Raw genomic sequence first — 16384 nt, forward strand, 5'->3', positions numbered from 1 at the left:
GCCTTTTAAAGCGTGCCGTTTTCGTTTGTACTTGCAGCGGTCAATGCCGCGCGCTTTATTTCACGCGCATGCCCGGCTTCGCGCCGCTATCCGGCTCGAGTACGTAGAGACCTGGTTCGGCCTTTTCGTCGGTGGCCGAAGCCGCCAACACCATCCCTTCGGAGATGCCGAACTTCATCTTGCGCGGCGCGAGGTTCGCGACCATCACCGTCAGCTTGCCGACCAGTTGCTCCGGCTGATAGGCCGACTTGATGCCCGAGAACACGTTGCGCGTTTTCTCTTCGCCGATGTCGAGCGTCAGTTGCAGCAGTTTGTCCGAGCCTTCCACCGCTTTGCAGTCGACGATCTTCGCGATGCGCAGATCGATCCTGGCGAAGTCGTCGATCGAGATGACGCCGGGCGTTTCCTCCTTATCGGCGGCGACTGCTTTCGCGACCTTCGACTTGGCTTTCGCATCTGCCGGGGCCGCAGCGTCCGGCGTGGCTTGCAGCGAATCGCGATTCGCTGCGATGAGCGCCTCGATCTGCTTCGGATCGACGCGTGTCATCAGATGCTTGTACGGGTTGATCGGACGCGTGGAACTCAATGGCACGTTCGCGTCGGCCCACACCAGCGGCTCGATGCCGAGGAAAGCTTCGACCGCTTCCGCCAGCGTCGGCAGCACCGGTTTGAGAGCCAGCGACAGCAGACGGAACGCCTCGATGCTCACGCTGCAGGTTTCGTGCAACGCGACGGCGTTAGCCGGGTCTTTCGCCTGATCCCACGGCTTGGCGGTGTCGACGTAGGCATTGACCGCGTCGGCCAGTTCCATGGTCTGGCGCAGCGCGCGGTTGTACTCGCGCGCCTCATAATTCGCGGCGATTTGCGGCACGGCGGCGCGCAGCGTGGCGAGCAGTGGATGTTGCATCGCGCTGTCCTGCACACGGCCCTCGAAACGCTTGATCAGGAAGCCGGCGGCGCGGCTCGCGATGTTCACATATTTGCCGACCAGATCGCTATTCACGCGCGCCTGGAAGTCGTCGAGGTTCAGGTCGAGGTCTTCCATCGTGCTGTTCAGCTTGGCGGCGAAGTAGTAGCGCAGCCATTCCGGATTCAGGCCCGTGTCGATCACGCTTTGCGCAGTGATGAACGTGCCGCGCGACTTCGACATCTTCGCGCCATCCACCGTCAGGAAGCCGTGCGCGAACACGTTGGTCGGCGTGCGGTGGCCCGAGAATTCGAGCATGGCCGGCCAGAACAACGTGTGGAAATACAGAATGTCTTTGCCGATGAAGTGGTACTGCTCGGCGGTCGAACCTTTGCGGACCCACGCGTCGAAATCGAGGCCGCGCTTAACGGCCAGGTTCTTGAAGCTTGCGTAGTAGCCGACCGGCGCGTCCAGCCACACGTAGAAATACTTGCCCGGCGCGCCCGGAATTTCGAAGCCGAAATACGGCGCGTCGCGCGAGATATCCCAGTCGGCGAGCTTGGCTTCGCCGGCGTCGCCGAGCCATTCGCGCATCTTGTTGGTGGCTTCCGGCTGTGCCAGACCGCCCACCCACGCGCGTAGGAAATTCTCGCAGCGTGGGTCGGATAGACGGAAGAAGTAGTGCGTCGAGGTCTTACGAATCGGCGTGGCACCTGAGACGACCGAATACGGATTGATCAGATCAGTCGGCAGGTAAGTCGAACCACATACTTCGCAGCTGTCGCCGTATTGGTCCTTCGCGCCGCACTTCGGGCATTCGCCTTTGATGAAGCGATCCGGCAGGAACATTTCCTTGACGGGGTCGTATGCCTGTTCGATGTCGCGCGCTTCGATCAGGCCGGCGTCTTTGAGCGCAAGGTAGACCGATTCGCTCAACACGCGGTTCTCTTCGGAATCGGTCGTGTAGTAATTGTCGAACGAAATCCCGAAGCTGTCGAAATCGCGCTTGTGTTCTTGCCAGACGCGATCGATCAGCTGCTTCGGCGTCAGACCTTCCTTTTCCGCGCGCAGCATGACCGGCGTGCCGTGTGTGTCGTCCGCGCCCACGTAGTAGACCTCGTGCCCGTGCATTCGCAACGTCCGGACCCAGATGTCCGTCTGGATATATTCAACCAGATGACCGATGTGGATTTGCCCGTTCGCATACGGAAGGGCTGACGTGACGAGAACCTGGCGACGGCCTGACGGCGCGCCGGCGGAGAGATCGGTTGCGGGTGCTGACATAAGGATGGTGGGAGCCTGCGGTGGGACGAAACGTTGATTCTAGCAGGGCAGGCGCCCGGCGCGGGCTGGGCCGGCTGAGTGGTTGCTTGAGCGGGCAGGTGTGTCCCCCAAAGGGACTTCCTGCGAGGCGAAAACCGTGCGCCCAAAAAAAACCGGGGCTATTAACCCCGGAGCAACAACGACAAGAGGAGAATGGTGACGCGACGGCAATTGCCAGCCACGTACCGTAAAGACAGACCGCGGATTTTCGGCAGAGTTCGAAATTTTTTTCGTTCTCGTGCGAGTTTTCCTTTCCTCCGCTTTTTACGGTGTACCGGCCGCCTGTGGCAAGAGCCGGGCGCCCGGATGCCCGGCGCCCGGTTCCTTCACCTCCGTTCGAGTTCGACCGTTATTGCGTTGCGTGCTGAGCCGTAGCGCGCAGATAGATTTCCACGCGACGGTTTGCAGCACGGCCGGCTTCTGTGTTGTTGTCGGCGATCGGCTGGTTCTGGCCCATGCCTTCAGCTGACAGGCGTTGCGGCGCCACGCCGCGTTGCCCCAGATAGCCCGTCACGCTTTGCGCGCGGTTGACCGACAGCGTCTGGTTGTAAGCCGGCTGACCCGTGCTATCCGTGTAGCCGACCACCTGGGCGATCAGTTCCGGATTCTGCTGCATGGTCTGCGTGAGTTGATCCAGGACCGGCGCGAACGACGGCTTGACTGCGTAGCTGTTGGTGTCGAACGTGACCGAGCTCGGGATGTTCAGCTTGAGCGAGCCGTCCGGCTGCTCGGTGATCTGCGTACCGGTGCCCTTGGTGGCGCCCGACAGCTTGTTGTGAATGGCTTGCCAGTTGTAGCCGGTAATGCCGCCCACCGCAGCGCCGACGCCCGCGCCGATCGCTGCGCCTTTGCCGCCGCCGAAGATCGCGCCAAGCGCCGCGCCGGTGCCGGCGCCCACGCCCGTGCCGACAGCCGTGTTAGTGCCTTGTTGGGTTGCGCAGCCTGCCAGCAACGAACCGGCAACGGCAAAAACGGCAAGGCGAGTCATGATTTTTGCATTCATTTTTTGATTCCTCTTGAGTGAAGCGGGTGGAAGCGATAAATCTATCCGCCAAACGTGACGGTCGTAAAGCGCACTACTCGACAATACGAGAATCCTGCGCCTTCCCTGATCCCGGTCCGACAGTGGAGAAGGGTCTTCCGGCAAGGCTTGGCGTCAACCACTACAATGATGACTGAAGTACGCAGCGATGCGACCCCATGGCGTCCCGCCTGCCCGAAGGGTGCACGGCGCATCAGGTTTTAGCAATGCTGTCTAACAATTTTTTTCAAATTCCGGCGTGTGGCCGAAACTTGGATTCCACCGCGCCGCAAGTGTTCCCCACGGAGTGTCAATGAGTATCGATCGGGCATTGGTCGACGCCGCCCTCGCGGCCGTCACTGACCCCAACACGGGCAAGTCCTACGCGGCTGCCAGGAACATCAGGAACGTGGCCGTGGAGGGTGACACGGTTAGCCTCGAAGTGGTACTCGGCTATCCGGCCAAACGGCAGTTTGAAGCGATCCGCACGCAATTCGCCGACGCGCTGAAGGCCATTCCCGGCGTGGCAAACGCGCGCGTCGAGGTGTCCCAGCACATCGCGGCGCATACGGTCCAGCGCGGCGTCAAACTATTACCGAACGTTAAAAACATCGTCGCGGTGGCGTCGGGCAAGGGCGGGGTCGGCAAGAGCACGACCGCCGTGAACCTCGCGCTGGCCTTGGTGAGCGAAGGCGCGTCGGTCGGCATCCTCGATGCGGATATCTACGGCCCCTCGTTGCCGATGATGCTTGGGATTGTTGGCCGTCCCGAATCACCGGACGAAAAGTCGATGAACCCGATGACCGGCCACGGCTTGCAGGCCAACTCGATCGGCTTCCTGATCGAGCAGGACAACCCGATGGTATGGCGTGGCCCGATGGCCACCTCGGCGCTCGAACAACTGCTGCGGCAGACCAACTGGCAAGATCTCGACTACCTGATCGTCGACATGCCGCCGGGCACCGGCGACATTCAGCTGACCTTGTCGCAGCGGGTGCCGGTGACGGGTGCAGTGATCGTCACCACGCCACAGGACATCGCGCTGCTCGACGCGAAGAAGGGCCTCAAGATGTTCGAAAAGGTCGGCATCCCGATTCTCGGCATCGTCGAGAACATGGGGATGCATATCTGCTCGAATTGTGGCCACGAAGAGCATATCTTCGGCGCCGGTGGTGGCGAGCGGATGGGCAAGGAATACGGCGTCGACGTGCTCGGCAGCTTGCCGCTCGATATCGCTATCCGTGAGCAGGCCGACTCGGGCAGACCCACTGTCGTGGCGGATCCGGAAGGGCGTATCGCCGAGATCTACCGGTCGATCGCGCGTAAAGTTGCGATCCATATCGCCGAGCGGGCTCGCGACATGACTTCGAAGTTTCCCAGCATCGTCGTCCAGAACACCTGAGTAGCCGTTCGGACGAGGGCCAAAGCGGGGCCAAGGCGTCAATTTTCGCCTGGTCTCGCGGTATCATGTCGACTTCACAAGTTCGGCTCGGCGGCCGCAGGGGCGGCCGCCAGGCCGGCAAGAGGATCGCATGGGAAAACGAATCGACGGGCAGGCGGTGCATGCGTTCATCGTTCTGGCTGCCAGCAGCATGCTGTTATGCGGCTGCAGCACGTTCCTGAGACCACAGGAAAAGCGTGCTGACGCGCAATTGCTGCCCACCGTGGGCAATCAGGCGCGCGGCCTCGTAACGTTCATCGAGCGTTCGGATGGTGTGCAGGTCACCTACAATCTCGCGGGCTTGCCGCCCAATAGCGACCACGCATTGCAAGTGCATGAGCGCGGCGACTGCAATGCCGCCGACGGCTCCAGCGCCGGCCAGGTGTTCTCGCCGGCAGCCGAGCGTCTGAGAGCAGGTGCCCGGGTCGAAGGCGATCTCGGCAACATCCACGCGGACGCGAACGGTGTGGCCAGCGGCTTCATCGTTGCACCGGACGTGTCGCTGGACGGTATCCGCTCGGTGTTGCAACGCGCGGTGCTGTTGCATCACGACGCGACCGACCCTTACGCGTATCCGCAACTTGGGGCAGGCCCCGCGCTCGCGTGCGGGCTGATTCGCCAGTGACTGTCCACCCGTCGTGTGTGCCATCTGCGTGCGGAGCGGCTTGACGGCCTCACAACGGCTTCTGGACGTGCGCTGCGGCGCTCCCAGGCCATACCCGCAGCAGCATTCTCGCGATCGCGTAAAATAAACGCCTTTCGTTGGGGGCGCCTAGTCCGGGGCGCGTAGCTGGGGGTGCCTAGCCGGGGCGCGTAGCTGAGGGCGTCTGGCTCGGAGCACGTAGCTGAGGCACCCAGCTTGCGGGACGCATAGCCGGGGCACAGTCCGGCGGCGCCCGTTGAACGGCGTTCCGCTCAGGCTCTTCCCCGAGAGTTTGCCGATAAGTTGCCCGGTACTTACCGGGTTGTTACCCGTCACACACCTGTCACTCAAGTCGAGCAGCGTTCACCTATGACTATCAAATCCGACAAGTGGATCCGGCGCATGGCCGCGTCGCACAACATGATCGAGCCGTTTGCACCGGATCAGGTCCGCGTCACCGAAGACGGCCGGAAGATTGTCAGCTACGGCACGTCGAGCTACGGCTACGACATTCGCTGCGCCGACGAATTCAAGATCTTCACGAATATCAACTCGACCATCGTCGATCCGAAGAACTTTGACGAGAAGTCGTTTGTCGACTTCAAGGGCGATGTCTGCATCATCCCGCCGAATTCGTTCGCGCTGGCCCGCACCGTCGAGTATTTCCGTATTCCGCGCAGCGTCCTGACCGTGTGTCTGGGTAAATCCACGTATGCGCGTTGCGGGATCATCGTCAACGTGACGCCGTTCGAGCCGGAATGGGAAGGACATGTCACGCTGGAATTCTCGAATACGACACCTTTGCCTGCGAAAATCTACGCGAACGAAGGCGTCGCCCAGGTGCTGTTTTTCGAAAGCGACGAGATTTGTGAAACGTCGTACGCGGATCGCGGCGGCAAATATCAAGGTCAGCACGGCGTCACGTTACCCAAGACGTGACGCCCGGCGGCACTGACCCACCAGCTATTCGGGTGACCGCTGCTTAGTCAAATGCAGCGGTCGTTCTTTTTGGAGAATCGCCCATGAAGTTTCGTTTTCCCGTCGTCATCATCGACGAAGATTTTCGCTCCGAGAACATCTCGGGTTCCGGCATCCGGGCTTTGGCCGAAGCTATCGAGAAAGAAGGCGCGGAAGTGCTCGGGTTGACGAGCTACGGTGACCTGACTTCGTTCGCGCAGCAATCGAGCCGCGCGTCGTGCTTCATCCTGTCGATCGACGACGACGAGCTGCTGCCGTACGTCGATAACGTCGTGGTGGAAGGCGAGACGCCGGAACTGGCGGCGGCGATCATCGCGTTGCGCGCGTTCGTGACTGAAGTGCGCCGCCGCAATGCGGACATTCCGATCTTCCTGTACGGCGAAACGCGCACCTCGCGCCACCTGCCGAACGACATCCTGCGCGAACTGCACGGCTTCATCCACATGTTCGAGGACACGCCGGAGTTCGTCGCGCGCCACATCATCCGCGAGACCAAGGTGTATCTGGATTCGCTCGCGCCGCCGTTCTTCAAGGAACTGGTGCAGTACGCGGACGAAGGCTCGTACTCGTGGCATTGCCCGGGGCACTCGGGCGGCGTCGCGTTCCTGAAGAGCCCGCTCGGCCAGATGTTCCACCAGTTCTTCGGCGAGAACATGCTGCGCGCGGACGTCTGTAATGCCGTCGACGAACTCGGTCAGTTGCTTGACCACACCGGCCCGATTGCAGCCTCCGAACGCAACGCCGCGCGCATTTTCAGCGCCGACCACGTCTTCTTCGTGACCAACGGCACGTCGACTTCGAACAAGATCGTCTGGCATGGCACGGTTGCGCCGGGCGATATCGTGCTGGTGGACCGCAATTGCCACAAGTCGATCCTGCACGCGATCACCATGACCGGTTCGATTCCGGTGTTCCTCACGCCTACGCGCAATAACTTCGGCATTATCGGTCCGATTCCGCGCAGTGAATTCGAGCCGGAAAACATCCGCAAGAAGATTCTGGCGAATCCGTTCGCCCGCGAAGCGTTGGCCAGAAATCCGGATCTGAAACCGCGCATTCTGACCATCACGCAAAGCACGTACGACGGCGTGATCTACAACGTCGAAATGATCAAGGAGATGCTGGGCGATCTGCTCGACACCCTGCATTTCGACGAAGCCTGGTTGCCGCACGCCGAGTTCCACGAGTTCTATCAGGACATGCACGCGATCGGCGCGGGCCGTCCGCGCATCGGCGCGCTGGTGTTCGCCACGCACTCCACGCACAAGTTGCTGGCCGGCATTTCGCAGGCCTCGCAAATCGTCGTGCAGGATTCGAAGAACAGCCGCTTCGACAAGCATCGTTTTAACGAAGCGTATCTGATGCATACGTCGACGAGCCCGCAGTACGCGATCATCGCCTCGTGCGACGTGGCCGCGGCAATGATGGAAGCGCCTGGCGGTACTGCTCTGGTCGAGGAATCGATTGCCGAAGCACTCGATTTCCGGCGCGCGATGAGCAAGGTCGACGCCGAATACGGCGACGACTGGTTCTTCAAGGTGTGGGGCCCGGACCAGTTTGCAGAAGAAGGCATCGGCTCGCGCGAAGACTGGATGCTGCGCCCGAACGACGCGTGGCACGGTTTCGGCCCGCTCGCCGAAGGTTTCAACATGCTCGACCCGATCAAGGCGACTATCGTCACGCCGGGTCTGGACATGGACGGAGGCTTCGGCGAGTCCGGCATTCCGGCTGCGATCGTCACGAAGTATCTGGCCGAGCACGGCATCATCGTCGAAAAGACCGGCCTGTATTCGTTCTTCATCATGTTCACGATCGGCATCACCAAGGGCCGCTGGAACTCGATGGTCACCGAACTGCAACAGTTCAAGGACGACTACGACAACAACCAGCCGCTGTGGCGCGTGCTGCCCGACTTCGTCTCGCATCATCCGATGTACGAACGCGTCGGGCTACGCGATCTGTGCGATCAGATCCACAGCGTCTACCGCGCGAACGATATTGCGCGCCTGACGACCGAGATGTACCTGTCGAGCATGGAACCGGCGATGAAGCCGTCGGATGCGTTCGCCAAGCTCGCGCACCGCGAGATCGACCGGGTACCGATCGACGAACTCGAAGGCCGCGTCACATCGATCCTGTTGACGCCGTATCCGCCGGGCATTCCGCTTCTGATTCCAGGCGAGCGCTTCAACAAGACCATCGTCAACTATCTGCGTTTCGCGCGTGAGTTCAACGAACGCTTCCCGGGTTTCCACACGGATATCCACGGGCTTGTCGGCGAAACCATCAACGGGCGCATCGAATACTTCGTCGATTGCGTGCGCGCCTGACGATGTGGATGGTGACGTTTCTGCCGAGCGCTGACGGCTGGCGGCGCGCGTTTGGCGCGCTGACCCTGGCGTCGGCGATGTCGGCGGCGGTGCTCGGCGTCGTGCCGCTTCAGGCGCATGCCGAAGTCGCCGCCGCCGATCCGATCGACGCGTCGATGCGCACCTGTCTTGCGCGTAGCGATATGTCGTCGACGGCGGGGCAGGTGCAATGCATGGACAACGCGCGGATCGGCTGGAAGGCCGCTTTGGACAGCGCATGGCAGCAGCTTCAGACGAAGTTGCCGCAGGCGCAGCGTAAGCCGTGGGAAAAGAGTCAGGCGAGTTGGCAGGCTTCGCGCGATGTCGAGAAGCAGTTGCTCGCGGCCGTGTTTGCGACGACGCGCGGCTCGATGTATGTGTTGGCCGAAGCCGACATGCAGTTGCAGCCGGTGCGTGACCGCGCACTCTCGTTGCGAAGCGCGGTGGCCGGGATCAGCGCCGGGGGCGACCCGCCGCATCGTCCGCGCGCCTGTACCGCGGACGCGCAATGCGAACACGCCATGTTCGATCTGAACCGCTATTACCACCGCTTGCAGTCGAAGATGCCGGCGCGCTCGCGTCCGACGCTCGTGCGCGCACAAAGGGCCTGGACCGCGTATCTCGCCGCCACTACGCCGGTGATCGATGAACGCAGTCGCATCGATATCATCGGTGCGCGGGTGGCGACGCTCAAGCGCCTGTCGGAGACGGTCGGCAACGATTGAGCGTTGCCGGTCCGGCCGCTTGATCGAGCACCGGGATTTATCGGCGCGTTTGCGCAGCGCCTGCTGCCATTTTTCCGACCATGCGGCCGCACTTGCGCCGCGACGCTATCAATTAAGCATGTAGCCTTCAGCTTCCGGCTTGGGCATCTCCAGGGCCGGCTCGCCGAGCAGGTCACGCGTGGCGTCTTCAATATAAACCGACATCATGTTGAGCGCGAGGTCGTTGTCGTCGGTGCCGAATGGCTCTTCGATTTGCGATGCGATCGCCTCGTGCGCCATGAAGGTGTACGCCACGAACACGGCGAATACGGGGGTAAAGATTCCGATACTGTCGACCAGTCCGAACGGCAGCGACGCGCAGAAGAAATACACCGTGCGGTGAATCATCACCGAGTATGCGAAAGGCAGCGGCGTCGACGCGATGCGCTCGCAACCGCCAATGATATCCGACAGTCCATTCAGGTTTCGATCGAAGGCGAGTACTGCCATGGGATCGATTGCGCCTGCTTGTGCGTGGCGCTGCACCCATTCACCTAGCCAGAGCACCAGCGTCGCCGGTTTATAGCGCGACGCCATGACGCGGTCGAATAATGGTTTCGGGAGCCGTGCGGCGAGATCCTGACTCGGATCGCTCTTGCGGAGCTGGTGACGTAACGCATGGGGGAGGGCGCAGAGGACCGCTGTGAATGCCTCGATTTCTGTTCTGGGCAGTGGCTTGTTTGGCAGCGTTACTGCTTGACGGGTCAGCGAACGAGCGTCGTTCAGCAGTTGGCCCCACAGTTTGCGGGCTTCCCACCAGCGGTCGTAGCTGGCGTTGTTCCTGAAGCCCAGAAAGACGGCTAAGGCGATGCCGACCAATGAGAACGGGGCGGTGGTGTTGATGTTGAGCGAGACCGGCAGCAGATGGTCATGGGCAGCTACGGCGACGATCGCAATGCAGAAGATCAGGAATAAACGCGGCAGGAGCTGCGGGAGGACAGAACCCCGCCAGGCCAGCAGCATGCGGAACCAATGGAGATGTGGGCGGATGATCATCAGGGGTTGCTTCTGGTTTTTGCCTTCGGCGGGTGGGGTTCTATTATCGCTTTTTTGGGTTTTGGTTTGCGTGCTCGGGGTTTGTTCGTTTGGTTGCCTACGGCGATGGGTTTTTTCTTGATCTGGCTTCTTTGGATTTTGCTTGACTTGTTTGCCTGCGTGGCGCTGTATGCCTGCGGCGTTGGCCTTTCCTTGTTTTGTTATTGGTGTATTAGCGTTGCCCCTGTGCGGGGCGGCACTTACTTCTCTTTGCCGCCGCAAAGAGAAGTAAGCAAGAGAAAGCGGCTCACCCCGCTAATTCTTAAGCGGGTCCCCCGCGCAGCCACGGTAGTGGTGCATCTGGAATCAGTGTTCTCGCACACTCCACGTTAGTGACAAGGCAGTCATGCTTCCCGCCTCGCACTACGCGCTCGCCGGAAGGGGCCATCGGGAAACATGGGCTTCGTTTGGGCATGGTGGGAGCCATCGGCTTCGCCTCGCCTCGGCGAGGCGCCGAAAATGCCGGATGGTTTCGTGAGGGAGCGTCGGCCGGCACATCAAGCGGCCAGCGGCGCTTGCGCTTCCCTGTCCCCCAGGACGCCGGTCTTCGTGTAGGAAGCGGCTGTGGGCTGCGACGGCAGTTTGTAGTTTGCGGAGTTTCCACTGAGCGTCGACAACGGCATGCCAATTGATGAGCCACCGCTGAGCGTCAATCGCAGCGGGCGGTTTGATGAAATGCCGTTGGGCGTGAGCAAAAGCGTGTGGTTTGATGAAATGCCGCTGAGCGTGGGCAAAAGCGCGTGGTTGCTGAAGTACTGCTGCGGCGCGCGCAGCGCCGCCGTAAGTATGACTGCCTTGTCACTCACGTGGAGTGTGCGAGAACACTGATTCCAGATGCACCACTACCGTGGCTGCGCGGGGGACCCGCTTAAGAATTAGCGGTGTGAGCCGCTTTCTTTGCTTATCTTTCTTTGCGGCGGCAAAGAAAGTAAGTGCCTGCCCCGCACAGGGGCGAACGCTAATAGACCAATAACAAATCAAGGAAAGGCCAAAGTAGCCAGACGAAGGAAAGGCCAACGCCGCAGGCATACAGACAAACAAGCGCCGAGCAGTCAAAAAAGCCGAAAGCAAAAGCCCACCGCGGCAACCCAACAACCCAACAACCAGGCCGCCGCGAAGGCCCCCAAAAAAACCTAATCCCGTGCCGAAGAAGCCGCCCCATGACTCAACCAATCGAGCACAGCAGTAGCATCATCATCCGCGCCCTGTCGCGCCTTAGCGACCGTCTCAGCCACATCCGCGCTAGGCACGGCGCGTCGAATCGCCACCCCAACGGCAAGAATATCAATCATGACGAGATGCAGGATCCGCGAAATCATCGACAACTGCGACTCGCGAATCTCGATGTGGTCGGTCTCCAAAGCGACAGTAGCCCGCTTGGCCAAAGGCGTATTGCTGGACGTAATAGCAATCACCTTGGCGCCCGCCTGCATGGCGACATCCAGCACACGCAGCAGCTCAGGCGCACGTCCCGACTTGGACACCGCCACAATCACATCGCCCTTGCCGAGCAACGCAGCCGAGGCCGCCTGCATATACAGATCGCCATAAGCAATCGTCGGAATGCCAAACCGGAAGAACTTGTAATGCGCGTCCTGCGCGACAATGTTCGAATTGCCGAGTCCATAAAACTCAATCCGCCGCGCGCTGTTCAGCAGATCGATGGCCCGCTCGACCTGGTCGAAATTCAAATGCTCGCGCAATTGCAAAATCGCGGACACGGTGTTGTCGAGCACCTTCGCGCCGAAGTCCGTCGCGGTGTCGCCCAGATGCACCTGGCTATGACTCACCGGAATCGTGCCGGTCAAACCCGTCGCCAGCTTCAGTTTGAAATCCGACAAGCCCTGGCAGCCGAGCGAGCGGCAAAAGCGGATCACCGTCGGCTGGCTCACGTCGGCCTTGCGCGCGATGTCGACAATCGGATCGTTGATGATCGAACGCGGATGATTCAGCGCGAGATCGGCCACGCGGCGCTCGGCCGGCGTCAACGCGTCGCGCATCTGGCGAATCCGCTCGAACACGGCCGATGAGCTGCCGCCCGTGCGGTTCGACAACTGCTCCGCGAGAATTGCCGAAACACCCAGAAACGCCGGGTATTCAGCGGTAATCACGTAAGTCGGTACGCTCTGCAAATACGCCTCGAAGCGGCCCTTCGCCTCGAACCGTTTGCGAAACGACGAACGCGCAAAGAACTCGCCGAGTCGCGGCACGACGCCGCCGCCAATGTAGATGCCGCCCAATGCGCCGAGCGTCACCGCGATATTGCCGGCGAAGGTGCCGAGAATCCCGCAGAACACGTCGACGGATTCGGCCGCGAGCGGTTCGCCTTCCATCGCGCGCTTGACGATCTCGATCGTGTCGACGTTCGCCGCCACACGCTTCTTGTCGCGGCCCGCCAGCGCACGGTAAATCACTTCGATGCCAGGGCCTGCGGCCACGCGTTCGAACGAGACGTGCGACCACTTCTTGCGTGCGTATTGCAGCACGATGTCTTCGCGTTCGTCGGCCGGTGCGAAGGTGGCATGGCCGCCTTCGCTGCCGAGCGCGATCCAGCGGTCGTCGGCCGGAATCAGGCCGGACACGCCCATGCCGGTGCCCGGGCCGAGCAGGCCGATCACGCTGTTCGGACGACGCGAGCCGCCACCTACCTGCACGCGCTGCGCGTCGGTCAGGCCGGGGAGGGCCATGGCCAGCGCGGTAAAGTCGTTCACCACCAGCAGCGTGTCGAAGCCGAGCGCGCGGCGCGTGGCTTCGATCGAAAAGCCCCAGTCGTGGTTGGTCATGCTGACCTGATCGCCGTCGACCGGATTCGCAATCGCAATCGCCGCATGATTCACGCGGCCGATCTTGGTGTCCTTCAGATACTTCTTGATGACTTCGGCAACGCCCGGATAGTCCGCGCACGGATAGACCTGCACCGAGCTGATCTCGCCAGGGCTGGTTTCGAGCGCGAAGCGCGCATTGGTGCCGCCGATGTCGGCGAGCAGCCTCGGTCCATCGGCGTGCTGGCCCGCGCCCGGAACAGCCTTAGTTTGCACACCAGTAGACATCGAGTCTCACTCCCTTGTCGTTTGCCAACTGCGAGATGGCATTTTTTTGTAGCGAAGCGGCGGCGGCATTCAGCACGTCCATCTTTCGCGGTCCTGCGATCAGCAAAAACAGGTGCTTCACTTCTTTCAAGGCCGAGAGCGACCAGCTCACGCGCGCATGCGGCGCGCTGCCGGGATGCACGGCAACGAAGCGCTCGGGGGTGGTGATCGCGTAGTCCCATTCGGGCGCGTCCGCGAAAATCGACGCGGTGTGGCCGTCTTCGCCCATGCCGAGAATCGCGACGTCCGGCACGGCGCTAAAGCGCGGGTCGGCGTTCAGCGCGGCAACGTGCGCGTTCAGGTCTTGCGTCGTGTCGACCAGCGGCCAGAAAGCGGCGTTCGTCGCAGTGTTTTGCAACAGCGTGTCGTGCACGAGTTGCGAATTGCTCGCGCCGTCCGCTTCCGGCACCCAACGGTCGTCGACCAGCGTCACGACAATGCGTGCCCAGTCGAGCGATTGTGTGGACAACGTCTGCAGGAACGGACGCGGACTGGTGCCGCCGGACACGGCAAGCATTGCCGGGTGCGCGCTAGTGGTTAACGTGCCCGCTGCGGCCGTGGCCGCCTGTGCGGCGAGCGACGCATGTAACGCGTCGCCAACCGCTTTCGCCAACGCGTCGGATTGGGCGCGTTGATCGTCGAAAGCGTGAAGCTCGATCACTTCTCCTCCGTGCTGCTTTCTTGTTAGATCTGCGGAACATGCCGTGCTGCTCTCACGCGACGCCTGCAAGCGGGATGACTTGCAGGCGCCTTCGTGATACCGGCGCCATTCCGTTCAGTTCGTCGGTGGGTCTTGCAGGCGCACTGCCGTGCTTCGATCGGGATCGGGCATGGTACGACGCCGTAATTCAGTTGATTCAATTCTCTTCTTCGAGCCAGCAGGTGCCGTGTTGCGCCAACATCGCGCTCGCGGCAGCCGGTCCCCATGTGCCTGCTGCATACGGCTTGGGCGGCTTGTTGGAAGCAGCCCATTCGTTGAGGATCGGTTCGACCCAACGCCATGCCGCTTCCTGCTCGTCGCGCCGCACAAACAACGCGAGGCGGCCGTTGATGACGTCGAGCAACAGACGCTGATATGCCTCCATCTGCCCTTCGCGAAAGAACCGGTCGAAGGCGAGGTCGAGGTGGACGCTCGCGAGGTTCATCCCTTCGCCCGGCTGCTTTGCGAGACAGTAGAGGCGAATGGTTTCGTTCGGCTGCAAACGGATCACGAGACGGTTCGCACCGCCACGCAATGCGGACGCGCCAAGTGCCGAATGCGGCACTGCACGAAAATTCACCACGATCTCAGCGACCCGATCCGCGAGGCGCTTGCCCGTGCGCAGGAAGAACGGCACGCCGGCCCAGCGCCAGTTTTCGATTTCCACCTTCACCGCAACGAAGGTTTCGGTCGTGCTGTCCTGCTTCACGCCAGGCTCGGTTGCATACGCCGGCACCGCGCTGCCGCGGATCACGCCCGCATGATACTGGCCGCGCACGGCGACCTTGCCGATATCGCGCGGATCGATCGGTTTCAACGCGCGCAGCACGCGCAGCTTTTCGTCACGTACCGAGTCGGAATCCATCGAATGCGGCGGTTCCATCGCCACGATGGAAAGCAGCTGCAGCAAATGGTTCTGCACCATGTCGCGCAAGGCGCCGGTGTTGTCGTAGAAGTCGCCGCGCGCCTCCACGCCGAGTTCTTCCGCAATTGTGATCTGAATGCTTTCCACCCATTCACGGCGCCACAACGGTTCGAACAGTACATTGCCGAAACGCAGCGCGAGCAGGTTCTGCACCGGCTCCTTACCGAGGTAGTGATCGATCCGGTAGATCTGTTCTTCAGCGAAGATTTCGCCCACTGCATCATTAATTGCATTGGACGACTTGAGGTCGTAGCCGAGTGGTTTTTCCAGCACGATGCGCGAATTTTCGTTGAGCCCAACGGAGGCCAGCGCATGGCAGATCGGCACGAACAGCGACGGACCCGTTGCCAGATAGAACACGCGGATGCCAGGCCTGCCGCTCAAGGCGTCGCGCAGCAGCGTGAAGTCTTCGGGTTTGCCGAGATCGATCTTCACGAACTCGATACGGTCGAGGAAGCTCGCCCATGCTGTTTCATCCACGCCGTTCTTCGACACGTGCGGCTTGACATGCTCATTGACCCAGTCAATGTAGGCAGCACGATCGGCTATATGCCGCGCCACTGCGACGATCTTGCCGCTGTCGGCCAGCATGCCACCTGCACGGTGCGCTTCAAACAGTGCGGGCAGGATCTTGCGCATCGACAGATCGCCGGTTCCGCCGAAGAGGACGAAGGTGAAACTTGAATCGGTTTGCATGAGTCTCCGTCGATATCCTGGGGTCGCCGTGGTGATCGAAAAGGGCGACCGTAGTCCGATAAAATAATTTTTGACACTGAATTGTAGTTTAACTACAATCCAAATCAAGAGGTAGCGCTAATTCGATGAAAAAAGCGTGCGTTGCAAGGCTGGATGCGTGTTTTCCCGAATCGGCAGGCGCTCCCTGCATGTTAACGGACATTGCGTGCGGGCACGTGCCAGCATGCCCCCGGCGGTCCTTACGGAAAGCCGGAAGGCTGATCTGGTGTCAGGGTTAACGTGTGAGGCACCTCGAGTCTGCCGCGCGCGACGCGGGCAGGCAAAAATCAAAAGAGGAGACAGTCAGTTGCATCCCGAACCACTCATCTCTTGAGCTTCCAGCGGCCGGATATCGGTCCGCCGGCACATGCCTTAAGCATGTGCCCGACCGTGTTCGATCGCCCAGTGTTTTGCCTGTTTGAACCAACCACAGCACCCTGGCGACATCAGGGGCCATTTGTTTTTTGTTCAGGTG

General features: G+C 61.1%; 13 protein-coding genes. 6 read left to right on the forward strand and 7 right to left on the reverse strand.

Annotated features, from left to right (window positions below):
- Nucleotides 1-55: 55 nt before the first annotated feature.
- Both metG and PQR40_RS32085 read right to left on the reverse strand, forming a co-directional pair.
- Entirely contained in the window at nt 56-2191 is a 2136-nt protein-coding gene (metG, locus tag PQR40_RS32080; protein WP_408510642.1) for a methionine--tRNA ligase, read from the reverse strand.
- 388 nt (nt 2192-2579) lie between these two features.
- Complete coding sequence (locus tag PQR40_RS32085) at nt 2580-3233, reverse strand: YiaD family glycine zipper/OmpA-like lipoprotein (protein ID WP_408237530.1); 654 nt, start codon at nt 3231-3233, stop codon at nt 2580-2582.
- Between the two features lie 331 nt (nt 3234-3564).
- On the opposite strand from PQR40_RS32085, the gene apbC reads away from it, so the two are divergent.
- The 5 genes from apbC (at nt 3565) to PQR40_RS32110 (ending at nt 9386) form a co-directional block, all read left to right on the forward strand.
- The gene (gene apbC / locus PQR40_RS32090) at nt 3565-4653 is read left to right on the forward strand and encodes an iron-sulfur cluster carrier protein ApbC (RefSeq protein WP_408510643.1); all 1089 of its coding nucleotides are present in this window, start codon (nt 3565-3567) and stop codon (nt 4651-4653) included.
- A 130-nt stretch (nt 4654-4783) separates the two neighbouring features.
- Nucleotides 4784-5317, forward strand: a complete 534-nt coding sequence (locus PQR40_RS32095; protein WP_408237536.1) for a superoxide dismutase family protein — start codon at nt 4784-4786, stop codon at nt 5315-5317.
- A gap of 387 nt (nt 5318-5704) precedes the next feature.
- Nucleotides 5705-6274, forward strand: coding sequence for a dCTP deaminase (gene dcd / locus PQR40_RS32100; RefSeq protein WP_325044312.1), 570 nt, complete (start codon nt 5705-5707; stop codon nt 6272-6274).
- Between the two features lie 83 nt (nt 6275-6357).
- Nucleotides 6358-8643, forward strand: a complete 2286-nt coding sequence (locus PQR40_RS32105) for an Orn/Lys/Arg family decarboxylase (RefSeq protein ID WP_408237539.1) — start codon at nt 6358-6360, stop codon at nt 8641-8643.
- A gap of 8 nt (nt 8644-8651) precedes the next feature.
- A complete protein-coding gene (locus PQR40_RS32110) occupies nt 8652-9386 on the forward strand; it encodes a lysozyme inhibitor LprI family protein (RefSeq protein WP_408510644.1) in 735 nt (244 codons plus the stop codon).
- 108 nt (nt 9387-9494) lie between these two features.
- Here PQR40_RS32110 and PQR40_RS32115 read toward each other — a convergent pair whose 3' ends face one another.
- Nucleotides 9495-10421 (reverse strand): bestrophin family protein, encoded by a 927-nt coding sequence (locus PQR40_RS32115; RefSeq protein ID WP_408237545.1) that lies wholly within the window; start codon nt 10419-10421, stop codon nt 9495-9497.
- Here PQR40_RS32115 and PQR40_RS32120 point away from each other — a divergent pair.
- Nucleotides 10404-10793, forward strand: coding sequence for a hypothetical protein (locus PQR40_RS32120; RefSeq protein WP_408237548.1), 390 nt, complete (start codon nt 10404-10406; stop codon nt 10791-10793). The genes PQR40_RS32115 and PQR40_RS32120 overlap by 18 nt on opposite strands.
- A 164-nt stretch (nt 10794-10957) precedes the next feature.
- Here PQR40_RS32120 and PQR40_RS32125 read toward each other — a convergent pair whose 3' ends face one another.
- The 4 genes from PQR40_RS32125 to zwf form a co-directional block, all read right to left on the reverse strand.
- Nucleotides 10958-11266 carry a hypothetical protein gene (locus tag PQR40_RS32125; RefSeq protein WP_408510645.1) on the reverse strand — a complete coding sequence of 103 codons (309 nt, stop codon included), beginning with the start codon at nt 11264-11266 and terminating at the stop codon, nt 10958-10960.
- A 327-nt stretch (nt 11267-11593) separates the two neighbouring features.
- Nucleotides 11594-13510 (reverse strand): bifunctional transcriptional regulator/glucokinase, encoded by a 1917-nt coding sequence (locus PQR40_RS32130; protein ID WP_408238322.1) that lies wholly within the window; start codon nt 13508-13510, stop codon nt 11594-11596.
- Nucleotides 13488-14210, reverse strand: a complete 723-nt coding sequence (gene pgl, locus PQR40_RS32135) for a 6-phosphogluconolactonase (protein WP_408332937.1) — start codon at nt 14208-14210, stop codon at nt 13488-13490. Before pgl ends, PQR40_RS32130 begins: the two co-directional genes overlap by 23 nt.
- 196 nt (nt 14211-14406) lie before the next feature.
- The gene (gene zwf, locus PQR40_RS32140) at nt 14407-15870 is read right to left on the reverse strand and encodes a glucose-6-phosphate dehydrogenase (RefSeq protein ID WP_408332934.1); all 1464 of its coding nucleotides are present in this window, start codon (nt 15868-15870) and stop codon (nt 14407-14409) included.
- Nucleotides 15871-16384 lie beyond the last annotated feature (514 nt).

This window comes from Paraburkholderia sediminicola (genome assembly GCF_046026855.1).
GTDB lineage: Bacteria > Pseudomonadota > Gammaproteobacteria > Burkholderiales > Burkholderiaceae > Paraburkholderia > Paraburkholderia sediminicola_A.

Excerpts from the sequence above, each read along its gene's own strand:
- PQR40_RS32110 (WP_408510644.1), top strand. The coding sequence starts at position 8,652 with ATGGTGACGTTTCTGCCGAGCGCTGACGGCTGGCGGCGCGCGTTTGGC.
- PQR40_RS32120 (WP_408237548.1), top strand. The coding sequence starts at position 10,404 with ATGTGGGCGGATGATCATCAGGGGTTGCTTCTGGTTTTTGCCTTCGGC.
- zwf (WP_408332934.1), bottom strand. The coding sequence starts at position 15,870 with ATGCAAACCGATTCAAGTTTCACCTTCGTCCTCTTCGGCGGAACCGGC.
- metG (WP_408510642.1), bottom strand. The coding sequence starts at position 2,191 with ATGTCAGCACCCGCAACCGATCTCTCCGCCGGCGCGCCGTCAGGCCGT.
- dcd (WP_325044312.1), top strand. The coding sequence starts at position 5,705 with ATGACTATCAAATCCGACAAGTGGATCCGGCGCATGGCCGCGTCGCAC.
- PQR40_RS32130 (WP_408238322.1), bottom strand. The coding sequence starts at position 13,510 with ATGTCTACTGGTGTGCAAACTAAGGCTGTTCCGGGCGCGGGCCAGCAC.
- PQR40_RS32105 (WP_408237539.1), top strand. The coding sequence starts at position 6,358 with ATGAAGTTTCGTTTTCCCGTCGTCATCATCGACGAAGATTTTCGCTCC.
- PQR40_RS32095 (WP_408237536.1), top strand. The coding sequence starts at position 4,784 with ATGGGAAAACGAATCGACGGGCAGGCGGTGCATGCGTTCATCGTTCTG.
- apbC (WP_408510643.1), top strand. The coding sequence starts at position 3,565 with ATGAGTATCGATCGGGCATTGGTCGACGCCGCCCTCGCGGCCGTCACT.
- PQR40_RS32115 (WP_408237545.1), bottom strand. The coding sequence starts at position 10,421 with ATGATCATCCGCCCACATCTCCATTGGTTCCGCATGCTGCTGGCCTGG.
- PQR40_RS32085 (WP_408237530.1), bottom strand. The coding sequence starts at position 3,233 with ATGAATGCAAAAATCATGACTCGCCTTGCCGTTTTTGCCGTTGCCGGT.